Genomic DNA, 14413 nt, shown 5'->3' with positions numbered 1-14413 from the left:
ATCTTCGTCGGCAACGTGCAGGCCTGTGCGATGGTGAAGACCAGGATGGCGAAGTCCACGTTGGACGCCGGATGGTCAATGCTGAAGACGATGCTGGAATACAAGAGCCATCAGGCCGGCATCGTGTTCGAAGAGGTGAATGAAGCCTACACAACCCAGACCTGTTCGAGCTGCGGGGTCATTCCCGCGAGCAGTCCGAAAGGTAGGACAGGGCTTGGAATGAGGAGGTGGACTTGCTGCGAGTGCGGGGCGAAACACCACCGCGACGTGAACGCAGCCAAGAACATCGCCGCGCGCGGGCATGCGCGTCTCGCAGGAGGAATCCCCGTCCTTTAGGGCGGGGAGGATGTCAACACAGCGATTCCTGCAACGCCTCGATCGGGCCGCTCGGCGAGAACCTGTATGGCTCCTCGGAGGTGCCGACGGGCACGGAAGCGGTGCAGTCCTGGTACAGCGAGGTGTCGGACTGCAGCACGCCGAACATGCAGGGCTGCTACCGGGAGCAGGTGCGGCCGCAGGTCCGCACGCCGGCCCAGTGTCCCTGAACGGCGCGCGCGGCCTCAGGGCCTGGTGGCACGCGGCGGCTGGCGGTCGTCCGGAATCGGCAGGATCAGCGTCTCCGCCAGCGCATTCAGACCGAGCAGGCCGCCGCTGACCGACTTGCGGGCGTGCAGGCGCAGCCGATCACGGGCGCGGCTGTCCATCGCACAGGCGAGGTGGATGAGCGAGGTGACGTAGCGGCGCGTGTGCCTGGAACGCCTGCCGCAGGCCCGTGCGGGCGAAGCGTCTCGGCCGGTGCGGACACAAGTTTGCGGGGAGGTCGTTGGCAGGTTCATGCAGAGATTCTGCCGACGTGGAACCAGGCAGTCCCCCGACCGAAGTACGGTTCAGCGGGTGCTGTAGACCGGCGCGAATCCGCCCCCCTCGGTGCGGAAATTGGTTGTCTGCCCTTGGTAGAGCCGCGCGGCCACCCACTGCACCTGCGTGTCGTAGGCATAGGCGCGCAGGTCGAACTTCATCGGGCGCTGGGTCTCGTCCGCGGCGAGCTGGCGCTGGCCGGGCGTGGCGATCGCCTGGGCCACGTAGTCGCCGTCGTGGGCCAGGATTTCGTCCCAGACGCGCCGGGTGAGCTTGTCGCCGCGCCACGCCGCCCGGCTGCCGTAACCGCCCGCCGGCTTGAAGAACAGACCCCGCCGCGCCGCCCAGAGCCGCTCGGCGTGGGCCGCGGACACCACTTCGGTGTGCGGCACATGGGCCAGCAGCACCGCCCGCGTGTCGGCCGGCACGCCCAGCGCGGTCAACGCCGCCTCGTCGCTGAAGACGGCCAGGTGGCGCTTGTCGGCGTAGAGCGCGTGGGCCTGCGGATGGGGCGTGATGGCGGCGGTCTGCGTCATCCAGGCCTGGCGCAGCGCGGCGCTGGCGGGCTGCTCGAAGTAGAAGTCGGTCAGCCGGTTGTAGACCAGGTCGATCGCGGTGTCGCCGTGCCAGAGGCGGCCGGCGCGCCAGTCGAGTTCGGACGGCGCCGCGATGACCGCCTGCAGGCCGTGGCGTTCGAACAGCGCGCCGAAGAGCAGGAACTCGGCGTAGAGGTACTGCTGCGCGGGGGCCTCGTCGACGATCGCGATGGTGCGCAGCGGGCCGGTCTGGCCGCTGTGCAGCCATTCGGCGCGGAACATCGCGACGATCTCGGCCTCGAAGGCCGCGGCATGGACTGCGGTCGGTATCAGCGGCGCCATCTCGGGGCAGCAGGCGCGCTGGGCGCGGGCGAGCACGGCGTTCAGCAGCGCGCCGCCCGCGTTGGTGTTGACCTCGATCAGGCCGAGCTGGTCGCGGTCGAGGTGGAAGTCGTAGCCGAAGAACACGCTGCGCGGCAGGGCTTGGCCCGGCGGCAGTGACACGCGCGCCGTCTCGGGCGCGGCGGCCAGCACCCGCTCGTGCCACGCCGGCAGGGCGACGACCGCGTCGACCGCGCGGATCACCTCGGCCATGCGCCGCAGGTGCGTGCCGGCGACGAACACCGGCTGTGCGGCGAAGACGAAGGGGCAGCGCTCGCGCACCAGCGCAGACAGGCCGGGGGTGCCCAGCTCCGCGTCGAGGGCGCGGGCGAGGGCGGTCCGATCGAGCGTCAGGCAGTGGCAGTCCTGGTTCATGACCTCGGCCAAAACGGTACCAATCGGGACCTCTGCGCGGGTGCCAGGCTCTGCGGCGAGGTCGAGGGTGGGGTGGATCACTTCTTTCATTGCCGGAACCCTTCGAAACTTTGTTTATGCTGAAGCAGGAGGGTGAAACAGACGAATGCGCAAGGTCATGGGCGTGCATTTTTTCCATAATCCAGCCGCTCATGTCACCCCATCCTGCCATTCCTTCCGTTCCGGTGCCGCTGGCGCCGGGCTCCTGTCTTGGTGCCTACGAGCTTGGCGCGTGCTGCGGCGAAGACCTGGACGGCTTCGACTATGAGGCCATCGAACGCCACAGTGGCCGTGCCGTGACGATCCGCGAGGGCTGCCCGGTCGGGCTGGTCGAGCGGGTCGGCTCGCAGATCGTGCCCTTGCCGGGCGCGGAGGCCGATTTCCACGACTGGCTCGCACGCTGGACCCGGCTGACCGGCCACTGGCAGCAGGCGAACCAGTCGGCCGATCTGGCGCGGCTCGCACACTCCGCCCTGATCCAGATCGAGGCGCGCGGTGAAGCCAACGGCACCGCCTGGGTCTGCCTGACCACCGCCACGGGCCACACGCTGCGCCAGGTGGCGGAGGCGGGTCCCGGCTGGCCGGACCGGTCCACGGTGGACGCGGGCCTGCACGCCTGCTGCAACGCCGTCGAGCCGCTGCACCGCCTGGGCGAACTGCACGGCAGCCTGACGCCGGAGCGCGTGATCGTGCTCGACAGCGGCAGCTGGTGCCTGCCGCTGCCGGACACCGACCCGGGTCGCCAGCCGCTGTCGCCCTGGCTGGCGCCCGAGCAGACCGAGGCCGGCCGCGCGGCCGGGCTGGCCAAGGGGCCGTGGACCGATGTCCACGCCATCGCCGCACTCGCGCACTGGCTGCTGACCGGCTCCGCGCCGCCGAGCGTGTCGCGGCGCGAGGCCGACGCGCCGGACTGCTGGGCCGAACTGGAGCGGGCCGAGTCGGACCCGCTGCGCCGCCGCGCGCTGCGCAGCGCACTGGCGCTCAAGCCGACCGACCGGCTCGGCAGCATCGCGGCGCTGCGCATGGCGCTGGGCTGGTCGGAGCGGCATGTGCCGAGCGTGGCCGCACCGAAGCCGGCGCCGCTGCCGCTGCCACCGGTTCCGCCCGCCCCAGAAGCGAAGCCGGACCGCACCAGCCTGGTGGCGGTCGGCGGACTGCTGGTGTCCCTGTCGGCGGTGTTCGCGCTGCTCTGGATCAATGGCCCGTCCGAAGCCGATCCGGCGGCGGCGTCGTCGATGGTGAAGTCGGTCGAGAAGGCGCCGACCGGGGCTGGCACGCGGGTGCCGCCGGTGCCGCCACCACCCCTGCCGCCGGAAGCCAAACCGAAGCCGGCGCCCAAGCCGCCCGCGCCCCCTGAGCCGGCCAGCCCTGTACCTGCGCCGTCTCCGCCGTCGCCGCCCGTGGCACCCACGCCGAAACCAAAGCCCGTCCCGGTCGCGCCAGCAACCAAGGCCGCAATGCCACCGGTTCCACCGCCCGCCGAAGTGGCCGGGCGCAAGAAAGCATCCGAGGCCTGCATCGACTGGCTGCGGCGCCGGTCACTGGAGCCCGCCGACAGCGAGCGCACGCCGAACCCTGCCTGCGAATGAGGACCGGCTGTCGACCCTAGTCTCTCGCCCTGAAGAAGGAACCTGCACCATGTCCCTGCGCCACCCGCGGTTTTCCGCCTGTGCCCGACACCTTGTCGGCCTGACCCTGCTCGCGCTGCTGACGCTGGCCGGCTGCGCCACGCCACCACCGCCACCGGCCGTCACCGCCAACCTGCCGCTGGCGCAGGCCGTGGGCATGGCGACCGACCAGACCGTGCGCCTCATGGACGACGCGGTCGGCCTGCGCCGCTACCTGAAGCGCTCGACGCTGGTCTACGTCGCGCCGGTGCTGGATGCCGGCAGCCGCCAGCAGACGGTGACCACGGTGCGCGTGCGCGAGCTGATCGCCGTGCACCTGAAGAGCCAGCACCGCCGCATCGAACTGGTGCCGTTCACGGCGGCTGCGGCAGCGCTCAGTGAATACCGGCTCGACACCACGCTCACGGCGGCCACGCTGCCGGACGGGCGCCGGACCACGGACCGGGTCCAGCTGGACATGCGCCTGGTCAATCTGCAGGACGGCCGGACGCTGGCCCGCAGCGAGGCCTCGGTGGTGGATGCCGCGCTGGACGGCACGCCGGTGAACTTCTTCCGCGAGAGCCCGTTCACGCTGTCGCCAGCGGACGGTCGCACGGCGGATGCCGGCGGGCCGGTCCTGTCCGAACGCGAGCGCACGCTGCCGATTGCCCGCATGGACGAAGCCGGTTCCGCCTACGCCGACGGCAGCTACGACCGTGCGCTGAACCTCTACCGCTCGGCGGCCACGCTGCCCGGGGTGGACACCATGCAGGCGCTGGTCGGCACCTACCTGTCCTCCCTCCGTTCGGGCCACGACAGCGAGGCGCAGGACGCCTTCGCCCGCATCGTCGCACTCGGCCTGAAGACCCGGTCGATGGGCGTGAAGCTGCTGTTCGCGCCGGGCACGACCGCGTTCTGGCCCGATCCCGCCATCAACAAGTTCTACCCCGAGTGGCTGCGCGAGATCGCCCGGCAGGCCGGGGACGCCCCGTCCTGCCTGCAGGTCGTGGGCCATTCCAGCCACAGCGGCGCCGAGGAGTTCAACGTCCAGCTCTCCGGCCAGCGCGCCGACGCGGTCCGCCAGCAGCTCGAAACTGCCAACCCGGCGCTGGCGCGGCGCGTCGAGGCGTCCGGGGTGGGCTGGCGCGACAACCTCGTCGGCACCGGCAGCGACGACCTGAAGGACGCCGTCGACCGGCGGGTCGAGTTCAAGGTGGTGGACTGCCGCTGAGCGGTGCGGGCGCCGGTTGGCCGAGCAGCCGGTCCAGCACCACGCCCAGCACCGCGCCCGCGCACTGCGCCGCCACGAAGCCGGGCACGCTGCCGGGCGCGATGCCCGCGAAGGTGTCGCTCCACATCCGGCCGAAGGCCGCCGCCGGGTTGGCGAACGAGGTCGAGGCCGTGAACCAGTAGGCGGCGCCGATGTAGGCCGCCACCAGCGACGGGGCCTTGCCCGGCCCGGCCCGCAGGATCACCAGCAGCAGGCCGGCCGTGGCAACGACTTCGGCCAGCCACTGGCCGTTGCCGGCGCGCACCTTGGTCGACCACTGCAGCAGTGGCAGCTCGAACATGGCATGGGCGAGCCAGGCCCCCGCCACGGCGCCGGCGAGCTGGGCCAGCACGCAGGGCAGCAGGCGGGCCACCGGGAGATCGCCGCGCCAGGCCATCACGGCGCTGACCACCGGGTTGAAGTGGGCGCCGCTGACCGGACCGAACACCTCGATCAGCACCAGCAGGCCCCCCACGGTGGCGGCGGTGTTGGCCAGCAGGGCGACCGCGACGTTGCCGCCCGAGAGCCGCTCGGCCATGATCCCCGAGCCGATGACGATGGCCAGCAGCAGCGCGGTGCCGAGTGCTTCTGCGCCGAGGTGGCGGGACAAGGTGGACATCGCCTCAGCTCCGGCCGATGTCGGTGAGTGCGGCTTGCAGCGCCGCGCGGTCCATCGTCTCCAGCGGCAGGGCCAGCAGTTGCAGCATCCGGTAGCCGATAGCCTGCCGGGTCAGCTCGAAGGCACGCGGCTTGTCGGCTTCGGCCGCGTTGGACGGATCCGGGTAGCCCCAGTGCACCTTGACCGGCTGCTGGCCCGCTCCACCGAAGAACACCGGGCAGGACTCGGCCGCTGCGGAGTCGCACACGGTGATGACGATGGACAGCGGCGGCGCTTCGGGCGTGGTGAATTCGTCCCAGCTCTTGCTGCGGTAGGCGCTGGTGTCGATGCCGGCGCCGTTCAGGGCCTGGATCGCGTACGGGTTGATGCGGCCGCTCGGGGCGCTGCCGGCGCTGTGGGCGCGGACATCCTTGCCGAGTCGGGCGGCGAGGTGGTTCAGCATCCCTTCGGACAGCACGCTGCGGGCCGAGTTGTGGGTGCAGAGGATCAGGACGTGGGTGCTCATGGCGGGTTCAGCAGCAGGTGGTGGGGCCGCAGTCGGCCGTGGGGATGGTGGGGCAGGTGGTGGCCGTGCCTTCGCAGCAGTGCGCGGTGAGGTAGGCGAGCAGGGCGTTCATCTGCGCCATCGTGGCGCGGTAGATGAGCTTGCGGCCGTCGCGCTCCTGGCTGACGAGGTTGGCGTGCATCAGCTCCTTCAGGTGGAAGGACAGGGTCGAGGCCGGGACATCGAGCAGCGCGCCGAGCGTACCGGGGGTCATGCCGGCCGGGCCGGCACCGACGAGGGCGCGGAACACGCGCAGCCGCATCGGCTGGGCCAGCGCGGCCAGTGCAGTGGTGGCAGTTGATTCTTCCATGATTCCATCATATTGGAACTATGGATTTATTCCAACATTTCCATCTGGGTGCAGGGCTGTCAAAACGCTGTCACATGGCGGGGTGACCATGACAGTTCCGCTTCTGGCCCCAGGTGAGTCGACTCCCATGCATGAACCTGCCGTTCCCGCGCCGCGCCCGCCCCACAGGACCGTTCTCGTGGTGGTCGAGGAGGCGGTGATCCGCGAACTGCTCGCGGTTCATTTCCGGTTCGCCGGCTTCTTTCCGATGCTGGCGGCGTCGGCGGTCGAGGCGCGGCGGCTCGCGGGCGAGGTGCGTCCCGATGTGGTGCTGGTCGATCCGGATGCGCCGGCCACCGCCGACACCTCGTTCGCGGCCGATGCTGTGCCCCCCTTGCCACTGGTGCTGGTCACCGCGCAGGCGACCGACGGGCGCGACGCGGCACTGTGGCTGCGCAAGCCGTTTGCCCCGCGCGAACTGGTGGGCGAGGTGGTGCGGCTGCTGCGCCGCGATCCGCAGCGCGTGCGCGCCGGGCCGATCGTGATCGATGCTGAGCGGCACCTGATCACGGTGAACCGCCAGGGCCGCGCAATGCCGATCGAGCTGGCGCCGGTGGAGCTGAAGCTGCTGCAGTGCCTGATGGCGCGGCCGGACCACGCGATCGAACGTCGCCACATCCTGTCCACCGTCTGGGGCAAGGGCAGCGAGGTCGATGTCCGCACCGTGGACCAGAACATCAAGCGCCTGCGCCGCTGCCTGGAGGAGGTCGGCGCGGGCGATGTCATTCGCACGGTGCGTGGTGTGGGCTACCGGTTCAGCTCGGCACCATGACATGGACTGTCACCATACTTTCACAGTGCCTTCCTACAGTGGCAAGGTTTCCGCTACTGGCCATTCCGGCATAAAACCAGGGAGGACCCCCCGATGAGCGACAAGCATCTCTCGAGCCAGTTCGACGCTGAACTCAGCACCATCTCGGCCCGGGTACTCGAAATGGGCGGTCTGGCCGAAGCCCAGGTCGCCCAGGCGGTCTACGCACTGACCCACTTCAGCCACGCGACGGCGGAGCAGGTGATCCGCCAGGAACACCGGGTCAACCAGATGGAGATCGACATGGACCGCGATCTCTCCACCGTCATCGCCCGCCGGCAGCCGACCGCCCGCGACCTGCGCCTGCTGATCGCCACCTCGAAGACCATCGGCAATCTGGAGCGTGTCGGCGACGAGGCTGCCCGCATCGCCCGCACCGTGCAGCGCGTGATGACCTTCGGCATGTCCGGCCGCCTGCCGCTCGCGGACGTCTCGTTCGAGGCCGGGCTCGCCATCACCTCGCTGCGCCGGGCGCTCGATGCCTTCGCCCGGCTGGACGCATCACAGGCGCTGCAGGTCATCAAGCAGGACAGCGAGATCGATGCCGAGTTCGACGGCCTGCTGCGCAAGCTCATCACCTACATGATGGAAGACCCGCGCACCATCTCGGCCTGCATCGACCTGGTCTTTGTCGTCAAGGCGCTGGAACGTGTCGGTGACCACGCCAAGAACATCGCCGAGCAGGTGATCTACATCGTCAAGGGCGCCGACGTGCGCCACACGCCGCTCGACGATGTCGAGAACGTGGTGCAGTGAGCCGCCAGAGCAAGGACTGAAGACCATGGGACGCATCCTGATCGTCGAGGACGAGCCGGCCATCGCCGAGCTGATCGCGCTGAATCTGCGCTACGAGGGCCACGACGTGCGGGTGGCCGGCACCGCCGACGCCGCCACGCGGATGGTCACCGAGCAACTGCCCGAGCTGGTCATCCTGGACTGGATGCTGCCGGGCGAGTCGGGGGTATCGCTGGCGCGCCGCTGGCGGTCGGATGCCCGTACGCGGGAGCTGCCCATCATCATGCTGACGGCCCGCTCGGAAGAGCGCGACCTGATCCAGGGGCTGGACGCCGGCGCGGACGACTACCTCACCAAGCCCTTCTCGACCGGCGAGCTGCTGGCGCGCATCCGTGCCGTGCTGCGCCGCAAGCTGCCCGAGGCGCTGGACACCCCGATCGAGGCTGGCCCGATCCGGCTCGATCCGGCCACGCGCCGGGTCTGGCACGGGCAGGAAGAGGTCCCCCTCGGCCCGACCGAATTCCGTCTGCTGCGCTTCCTGATGGCGCATCCGGAGCGCGTGCACAGCCGCAACCAGCTGCTGGATCGCGTCTGGGGCGACCATGTGTTCATCGAGGAGCGCACGGTCGATGTCCACATCAAGCGGCTGCGCGCCTCGCTCGCACCGGCCGGGTGTGCCGACCTGATCGAGACGGTGCGCGGCGCCGGCTACCGCCTGGCCCGACCGAACCAGTCCAGTCAGGCGGCCCAGTGATCTGGGCGCTGCTGCTGAGTGTGGCGGTGGCACTGGTCGCCGTTGCGGTGGCGGCGGGTTTGTGGCGCCGGCAGCGGCGCCTGTTGCGCTGGACGGCGGCGGGCCTGGGCGAGACCGACGCGCCCCTGCTGCCCGGCACCATCGGCGAGATCGGCCAGCGGGTCGAGCGCGCCCTGAAAGCCGGCGCGTCCGCCCAGGCTGAGCAGGTGCGGCGCCTGGAATCCTTCCTCACCGCCATCGATGCCTCGCCCAACGGCATCCTGCTGCTGGACGCGCAGGACCAGCTCCAGTGGATCAACCAGACCGCAGCGTGCCACTTCGGCCTGGACGTGCTGCGCGACCGCGACCAGCGGGTGACCAACCTCGTGCGCTCGCCGGCCTTCGTGGAACACCTGCAGACCGGGCGTTTCGACGAGGGCGTGAGCTTTCCGAGCCCGCGCGGGGACACGATGCTGTCGGTCGCCGTGCGGCCCTACGGTGACTCGATGAAGCTGGTGCTCTCGCAGGACATCACCGCCCGCGAGCGCAGCGACCACATGCGCCGCGACTTCGTCGCCAACGTCTCGCACGAGATCCGCAGCCCGCTGACGGTGCTGGCCGGCTTCATCGAGACGCTGTCCGACCTGCCGCTGACCGGGGCCGAGCGCCAGCGCGTGCTGATGCTCATGCGCCAGCAGACCGACCGCATGCGCAACCTCGTCACCGACCTGCTGGCGCTGGCGCAGATCGAGGGCGCGCCGCGGCCGCTGTCGGACACCTGGACCGACGTGGGCGAGCTGATGTCGCAGATCGAGATCAGCGCGCGGGCGTCGGACAAGGACCGCCACCACTTCGAGCTGCAGGTCGGCGGGCCGGCGCAGCTGGGCGGCACCGAGTCGGAGCTGTTCAGCGCCTTCTGGAACCTGGTGAGCAATGCGCTGCGCTACACCCCGGCGGGTGGCAGCGTGACGGCCCAGTGGGCGGTGCGCGCGGACGGCACGGGCGAGTTCCGGGTGACCGACACCGGCGCCGGCATCGAGCGCGAGCACATTCCCCGCCTGACCGAGCGCTTCTACCGCGTCGACGGCAGCCGCTCGCGCGAAACCGGCGGCACCGGGCTGGGGCTGGCCATCGTCAAGCACGTGGTGCAGCGCCACGACGGCGAGCTGCTGATCGACAGCGTGCCGGGCAAGGGATCGGTCTTCCGCATCGTGCTGCCGGCCTTCCGGGTCCGTGCCCGTGCCCCGGTGTTGCCAAGGTCAAGGCCCGAGCCTGTAATCTGAGGGGGTTGTTTCCTGTCAGGCCGTACCCATTGAACGCCCCGTCTCCGTCCGATCCGGGCTCCGTGCCCACTCCCGGCACACCGAACCGCCAGCAGTCCCGCGCAGACGTCTGGGGGATCGTGCTGCCCTACCTGCTGGTGTCGGTCCTCTGGCTCGGCCTGTCCGACCCCCTGGTCGACTGGCTGCTGCCGGGCAACGCCACCCTGCACCATCTGGTCGATACCTTCAAGGACTGGGTGTTCATCGGCGCCACGGCGGTGGCGCTGTACGTCCTGCTGACGCGCCATGTGGAGCGCGGACGCCGTGCATTCGACCGCGAACGGGCCGCCTGGCGAGAGCGCGACGACGCGATGCGGCTGCTGCAGTCGCTGGTCGATGCCTCGCCGGACGCGATCTACGTGAAGGACCGCAGCGGGCGCTACCAGCTGTTCAACGACGCGGCGGCCCGCCTGGTCGGCCGTCCGGCGTCGCAGGTGATCGGGCTGGACGATCTGGCGCTGTTCAAGGCGGACCAGGCCAGCGCGCTGCGGGCCAACGACCGGCAGGTCATGGCACAGGGACAGGATCTGACCTTCGAGGAGGTGCTCGACACCGTGGTGGCCGGCCTGCGGACCTTCCAGGCGCTCAAGGGGCCGCTGCGGGACGCTGACGGCCAGGTCACCGGCGTGTACGGCATCTCGCGCGACGTCACCGAGCGCAGCGCGCTGGCCCGCCAGCGGCAGCAGGCGCTGGAGGCGGCCCACCGCGCCCGCGACCTGCTGCACGACGTGCTGGCGCGGGTGGGCGACGGGCTGGTGGCGCTCGATCTGGACTGGCACTTCACCTATGCCAATCCGCGGGCGGTCCGCATGCTCGGACGCCAGCGCCCGGACGAGCTGATCGGTCGCCACGCCTGGACCGAATATCCGGTGGTGGTCGGGCGGCCCTTCCAGCGGGCCTGCGAGCAGGCGATGCGGGACCAGCGGCCCGTCGTGCGCGAAGACCACCATCTGGCCTGGGACCGCTGGTTCGAGTCCCGCATCTATCCGTCGCCCCAGGGCGTGTCGATCTACCTGTCCGATATCACGCCGCACCGCCTTGCCGAGCGGGCGCTGCAGGTCAGCGAGCAGCGCTACCGGCTGGCGGCGAGCCACGGTCAGGTCTGGGACTGGAGCGCCGACACCGGGCATCTGGTCGTCGCCCCCGAGTTCTGGCTTGTCCAGGGCTGGCCCGTGCCGCCGCCGGACAACAGCCTGGTGCAGTTCGAGGCCCGCCTGCACCCGGACGATCTGCCGCGCTTCCGCAGCGCACTCATGGGCCACCTGCAGCGGCGGGAGCCTTACCGGCTGGAATTCCGCATGCGCCACCTGGACGGCTCCTGGCGCTGGTTCCGCACCCAGGGCCAGGCGGTGTGGGACGAGCAGGGTAGCGCCATCTACATGGCCGGCACCACCTTCGACATCACCGAGCGCAAGGGCGCCGAGGAGGCACTGCGCGAATCCGAGGCCTACCGGCGTCTCGTGTTCGAGCAGCTGGCCGACGGCGTGCTGCTGATCGACAGCACGCTGCGCGTGCTGGACGCCAATCCGCAGGCGCTGGCCATGCTCGGCTACACCCGGGACGAGCTGCTGCGCCGGTCGCTGCACGGTCTGCTGGCCGACCGCGATGTCCCGCGGCTGGCGGACGAGCGGATGCGGCTGCTGTCGGGCGAGACGCATCTGGACGAATGGGTGTACCAGCGCGCGGACGGCACGCAGTTCCCGGCCGAGGTGAGCGTGCGCTCGCTGGACGGGCGGCGCTACGTCAAGGTGCTGCGCGACATCTCCGCGCGGCGCGCCTCGGAAACGGCCTTGCTGACCTACCAGCTGGAGCTGTCCGAACTCACCCAGCGCCTGCTGGAACAGGAAAAGCAGACCACCCAGCGCGTGGCGCAGTCCCTGCACGACCATGTCGGCCAGACGCTGGCGGTGATCCGTCTGAATCTGGAGGCGGCGCATGCCACCTACGGTGCGGCCATGCCGGACGGGTTGAAGCAGGTCTGTACCGGTCTGGTGCAACTGCTCGACCAGGTGGTGCGCGAAGTGCGGCTGGTGCTGGTCGATCTGCGGCCGCCGCTGCTGGAAGAGCAGGGGCTGGTGGCCGCGATCGACAACGAGATCCGCTCCCGGGTGCTGCCGGGTGTCGGCAGCGAGGCCGGTGCGGACGTGCTGATCGAGGTCAGCGACGAGGTGGCCGCCCGGCGCTGGCCGGTCGATGTGGAGTACGGTGTGTTCATGGTGGCGCGGGAGGCCATTGCCAACGCCCGCCAGCACGCGGGTGCGGGCCTGATCCGCGTGATGCTGGCGGCCGGCGAGGGCAGCGGGTCCGACGAATTGGCGCTGGACGTGCTGGACGACGGGCACGGCATTCCCGCCCCCATGCAGCATGGCCGGCCCGGCCACCTCGGCATCGTCGGCATGCGCGAGCGGGCCATCGCCATCGGTGCCCGGTTTTCGGTGGGGCCCGGCCCGGACGGTGGCACCCTGGTCTCTCTGCGCTGGAAGGCAAACAAGGCATGAGCGAGCTGTATCTGGTCGATGACCACGCCATGATGCGCGACGGACTGCGCGCGGTGCTGCAGGCGGCCGGCCACCGCGTGGTGGGCGAGTCGGGGGATCCCACGGTGGCGCTGGCGGAGCTGCAGAAGCTCGAGCCCGCCTTGCTGCTGCTCGACCTGCACCTGGGCGAGCAGTCCGGGCTGGGGCTGCTCGGCGAGCTGCAGCGGCGGCGGCTGTCGGTCCGCACCATCGTGCTGAGCATGTCGGCCCAGCCCCGCCACGTGGCCGAGGCGCTGCGGCTGGGCGCGATGGGCTATGTGCTCAAGGGCTCGCCGTCGAGCGAGCTGCTGGGCGCGGTCGACGCCGTGCTGCAGGGGCGGCGCCACCTGAGCCCGGACGTGGCCGTCCTCGCCGCGCAGGGCCTGAGTGCCCGCGACGAGGCCTCGGCGCTCGACGGCCTGTCGGTGCGGGAGCGGCAGATCATCGAGATGGTCGTGCGCGGCCATTCGAGCACCGAGATCGGCACGCTGCTGCACCTGTCGCCCAAGACGGTCGACTCCTACCGCAGCCGGCTGATGGGCAAGCTGGGCGTGTCGGACGTGCCGGCGCTGGTGCGGCTGGCGATCCGGGCCGGATTGATCGATGCGGCCGAGCCGTGAATTAATTCCGTGTCTGACTTGTTGCTGACAGCGGATGGCAACACCTCGTATCAAGAACTCCCCGCAGACCCCGCCGGCCCGGACTTCTAGAGTCTCGACACGCTGGAAGTCACTCTGGTGCCGTTCCGGCGCCGCTCCAGCGGGAGTGCCGGTGTGCCCCTGCCCCCTCTGGAATCTGACCTGCCTTGCCGCGCGCTGGTCGTGGTCGGCTCACCACAGCGGCTCGCCGAGGTGCGCGAGGTGCTGGGCCGTCTCATGCCAGACGGACGGGTGGAGACCGCCGACACCGTGGTGGACGCGCTGCTGCGTCTGAACCGCAAGCCGGCCGAACTGCTGGTGCTGGACCTCGCGGTCGACGACGCACTGGCACCGGCCGTGGTCCGCCATCTGGCGCGGGTCGCTCCGATCACCGAGGTGCTGGTGTTCGGCGACCGCGCCCGTACCGTTCCCGGCCACCAGCGGGTGCAGGCCTGGGATGAACTGGACCGCGTGCTGACACGCTGGCAGACGACCGTTCAGCGGTCGGCCTCCGGCCCGCACGGCGCCAAAGAAGAAGGACGTCCGTCATGAAGCCGGCACCCATTCCACAGAACGAATTCGAACGGCTGCAGACCCTCACCGGTCTGAACGTGCTCGACACGCTGGCCGACCCCGTGCTGGACGGCCTCGTGCGCAGTGCCGCGCTGGCACTCGGCTGCCCGATCTCGCTGGTCAGTCTGGTCGACGCGGACCGCCAGTGGTTCAAGGCCCGCATCGGGCTGGACGCGACCGAGACCGCCCGTGCGCCGTCCTTCTGCGGTCACGCCGTCCTGGGCCATGCCCTGTTCGAGGTGCCCGACGCGATGCTGGACGACCGGTTCGCCGACAACCCGCTGGTCGTCGGCGATCCGAACGTGCGCTTTTACGCCGGCATGCCGATCACCATCGACGGACACGCCATCGGCACCCTGTGCGTGATCGACCACCAGCCGCGCCAGATCACCGACGCGCAGCGCGAGATGCTGGAAGACCTGGGCCGCGCCGCCACCCACTGGATGCAGAGCTGGCGCCAGTCGCAGGCGCTGGACCAGCACATGCACCACCTGGAGGAGCGCGTGG

17 protein-coding genes are annotated in these 14413 nt (G+C 70.5%); 11 read left to right on the top strand and 6 right to left on the bottom strand.

The window, feature by feature from the left end; genetic code table 11:
* The coding region (locus AABN02_RS07910) for a transposase (protein WP_338414381.1) at positions 1-336 on the top strand (336 nt) is incomplete at its 5' end.
* A 13-nt stretch (positions 337-349) separates the two neighbouring features.
* Here AABN02_RS07910 and AABN02_RS07905 read toward each other — a convergent pair.
* The 3 genes from AABN02_RS07905 to AABN02_RS07895 all read right to left on the bottom strand — a co-directional run bounded on the left by AABN02_RS07905 (position 350) and on the right by AABN02_RS07895 (position 2240).
* Complete coding sequence (locus AABN02_RS07905) at positions 350-484, bottom strand: hypothetical protein (RefSeq protein ID WP_338414380.1); 135 nt, start codon at positions 482-484, stop codon at positions 350-352.
* 76 nt (positions 485-560) lie between these two features.
* On the bottom strand, positions 561-836 hold the full coding sequence (locus tag AABN02_RS07900) for a hypothetical protein (RefSeq protein WP_338414379.1): 276 nt from the start codon (positions 834-836) through the stop codon (positions 561-563).
* A 51-nt stretch (positions 837-887) separates the two neighbouring features.
* Complete coding sequence (locus AABN02_RS07895) at positions 888-2240, bottom strand: hypothetical protein (protein WP_338414378.1); 1353 nt, start codon at positions 2238-2240, stop codon at positions 888-890.
* Positions 2241-2341: 101 nt separating this feature from the next.
* Here AABN02_RS07895 and AABN02_RS07890 point away from each other — a divergent pair, with 101 nt between their 5' ends.
* Positions 2342-3778, top strand: a complete 1437-nt coding sequence (locus tag AABN02_RS07890; RefSeq protein ID WP_338414377.1) for a hypothetical protein — start codon at positions 2342-2344, stop codon at positions 3776-3778.
* 49 nt (positions 3779-3827) lie between these two features.
* A complete protein-coding gene (locus tag AABN02_RS07885; protein WP_338414376.1) occupies positions 3828-5027 on the top strand; it encodes an OmpA family protein in 1200 nt (399 codons plus the stop codon).
* On the opposite strand, the gene AABN02_RS07880 is transcribed toward AABN02_RS07885, so the two are convergent.
* From AABN02_RS07880 to AABN02_RS07870, 3 genes are read right to left on the bottom strand one after another with little or no spacing between them, the layout of a single operon-like run.
* Positions 5005-5685 (bottom strand): MIP/aquaporin family protein, encoded by a 681-nt coding sequence (locus AABN02_RS07880; protein WP_338414375.1) that lies wholly within the window; start codon positions 5683-5685, stop codon positions 5005-5007. The genes AABN02_RS07885 and AABN02_RS07880 overlap by 23 nt on opposite strands.
* A 4-nt stretch (positions 5686-5689) precedes the next feature.
* Positions 5690-6190 (bottom strand): arsenate reductase ArsC, encoded by a 501-nt coding sequence (locus AABN02_RS07875; protein ID WP_338414374.1) that lies wholly within the window; start codon positions 6188-6190, stop codon positions 5690-5692.
* Between the two features lie 7 nt (positions 6191-6197).
* On the bottom strand, positions 6198-6539 hold the full coding sequence (locus AABN02_RS07870; protein WP_338414373.1) for a helix-turn-helix domain-containing protein: 342 nt from the start codon (positions 6537-6539) through the stop codon (positions 6198-6200).
* Positions 6540-6666: 127 nt separating this feature from the next.
* Here AABN02_RS07870 and AABN02_RS07865 point away from each other — a divergent pair, with 127 nt between their 5' ends.
* The 8 genes from AABN02_RS07865 to AABN02_RS07830 all read left to right on the top strand — a co-directional run.
* Positions 6667-7350, top strand: coding sequence for a winged helix-turn-helix domain-containing protein (locus tag AABN02_RS07865; protein WP_338414372.1), 684 nt, complete (start codon positions 6667-6669; stop codon positions 7348-7350).
* A 93-nt stretch (positions 7351-7443) separates the two neighbouring features.
* The gene (phoU, locus tag AABN02_RS07860) at positions 7444-8145 is read left to right on the top strand and encodes a phosphate signaling complex protein PhoU (RefSeq protein WP_338414371.1); all 702 of its coding nucleotides are present in this window, start codon (positions 7444-7446) and stop codon (positions 8143-8145) included.
* 25 nt (positions 8146-8170) lie between these two features.
* A complete protein-coding gene (gene phoB, locus AABN02_RS07855; RefSeq protein WP_338414370.1) occupies positions 8171-8878 on the top strand; it encodes a phosphate regulon transcriptional regulator PhoB in 708 nt (235 codons plus the stop codon).
* Positions 8875-10140: a phosphate regulon sensor histidine kinase PhoR gene (phoR, locus tag AABN02_RS07850; RefSeq protein WP_338414369.1), complete on the top strand. Its 1266-nt coding sequence runs from the start codon at positions 8875-8877 to the stop codon at positions 10138-10140. Before phoB ends, phoR begins: the two co-directional genes overlap by 4 nt.
* A gap of 62 nt (positions 10141-10202) precedes the next feature.
* Positions 10203-12677, top strand: coding sequence for a PAS domain-containing protein (locus AABN02_RS07845; protein WP_338414368.1), 2475 nt, complete (start codon positions 10203-10205; stop codon positions 12675-12677).
* Positions 12674-13315 carry a response regulator transcription factor gene (locus AABN02_RS07840; protein WP_338414367.1) on the top strand — a complete coding sequence of 214 codons (642 nt, stop codon included), beginning with the start codon at positions 12674-12676 and terminating at the stop codon, positions 13313-13315. Before AABN02_RS07845 ends, AABN02_RS07840 begins: the two co-directional genes overlap by 4 nt.
* Before the next feature lie 153 nt (positions 13316-13468).
* Positions 13469-13885, top strand: a complete 417-nt coding sequence (locus AABN02_RS07835) for a hypothetical protein (protein WP_338414366.1) — start codon at positions 13469-13471, stop codon at positions 13883-13885.
* Positions 13882-14413, top strand: a 532-nt coding sequence (locus AABN02_RS07830) for a GAF domain-containing protein (protein WP_338414365.1), incomplete at its 3' end; no start/stop codon positions are given. The genes AABN02_RS07835 and AABN02_RS07830, both read left to right, overlap by 4 nt.

Source organism: uncultured Sphaerotilus sp. (genome assembly GCF_963924895.1).
In the GTDB taxonomy this organism is placed as follows: Bacteria; Pseudomonadota; Gammaproteobacteria; order Burkholderiales; family Burkholderiaceae_C; genus Sphaerotilus.
Note: the sequence above shows the minus strand (reverse complement) of the source record. Positions and strands in the feature narration are given on the sequence as shown.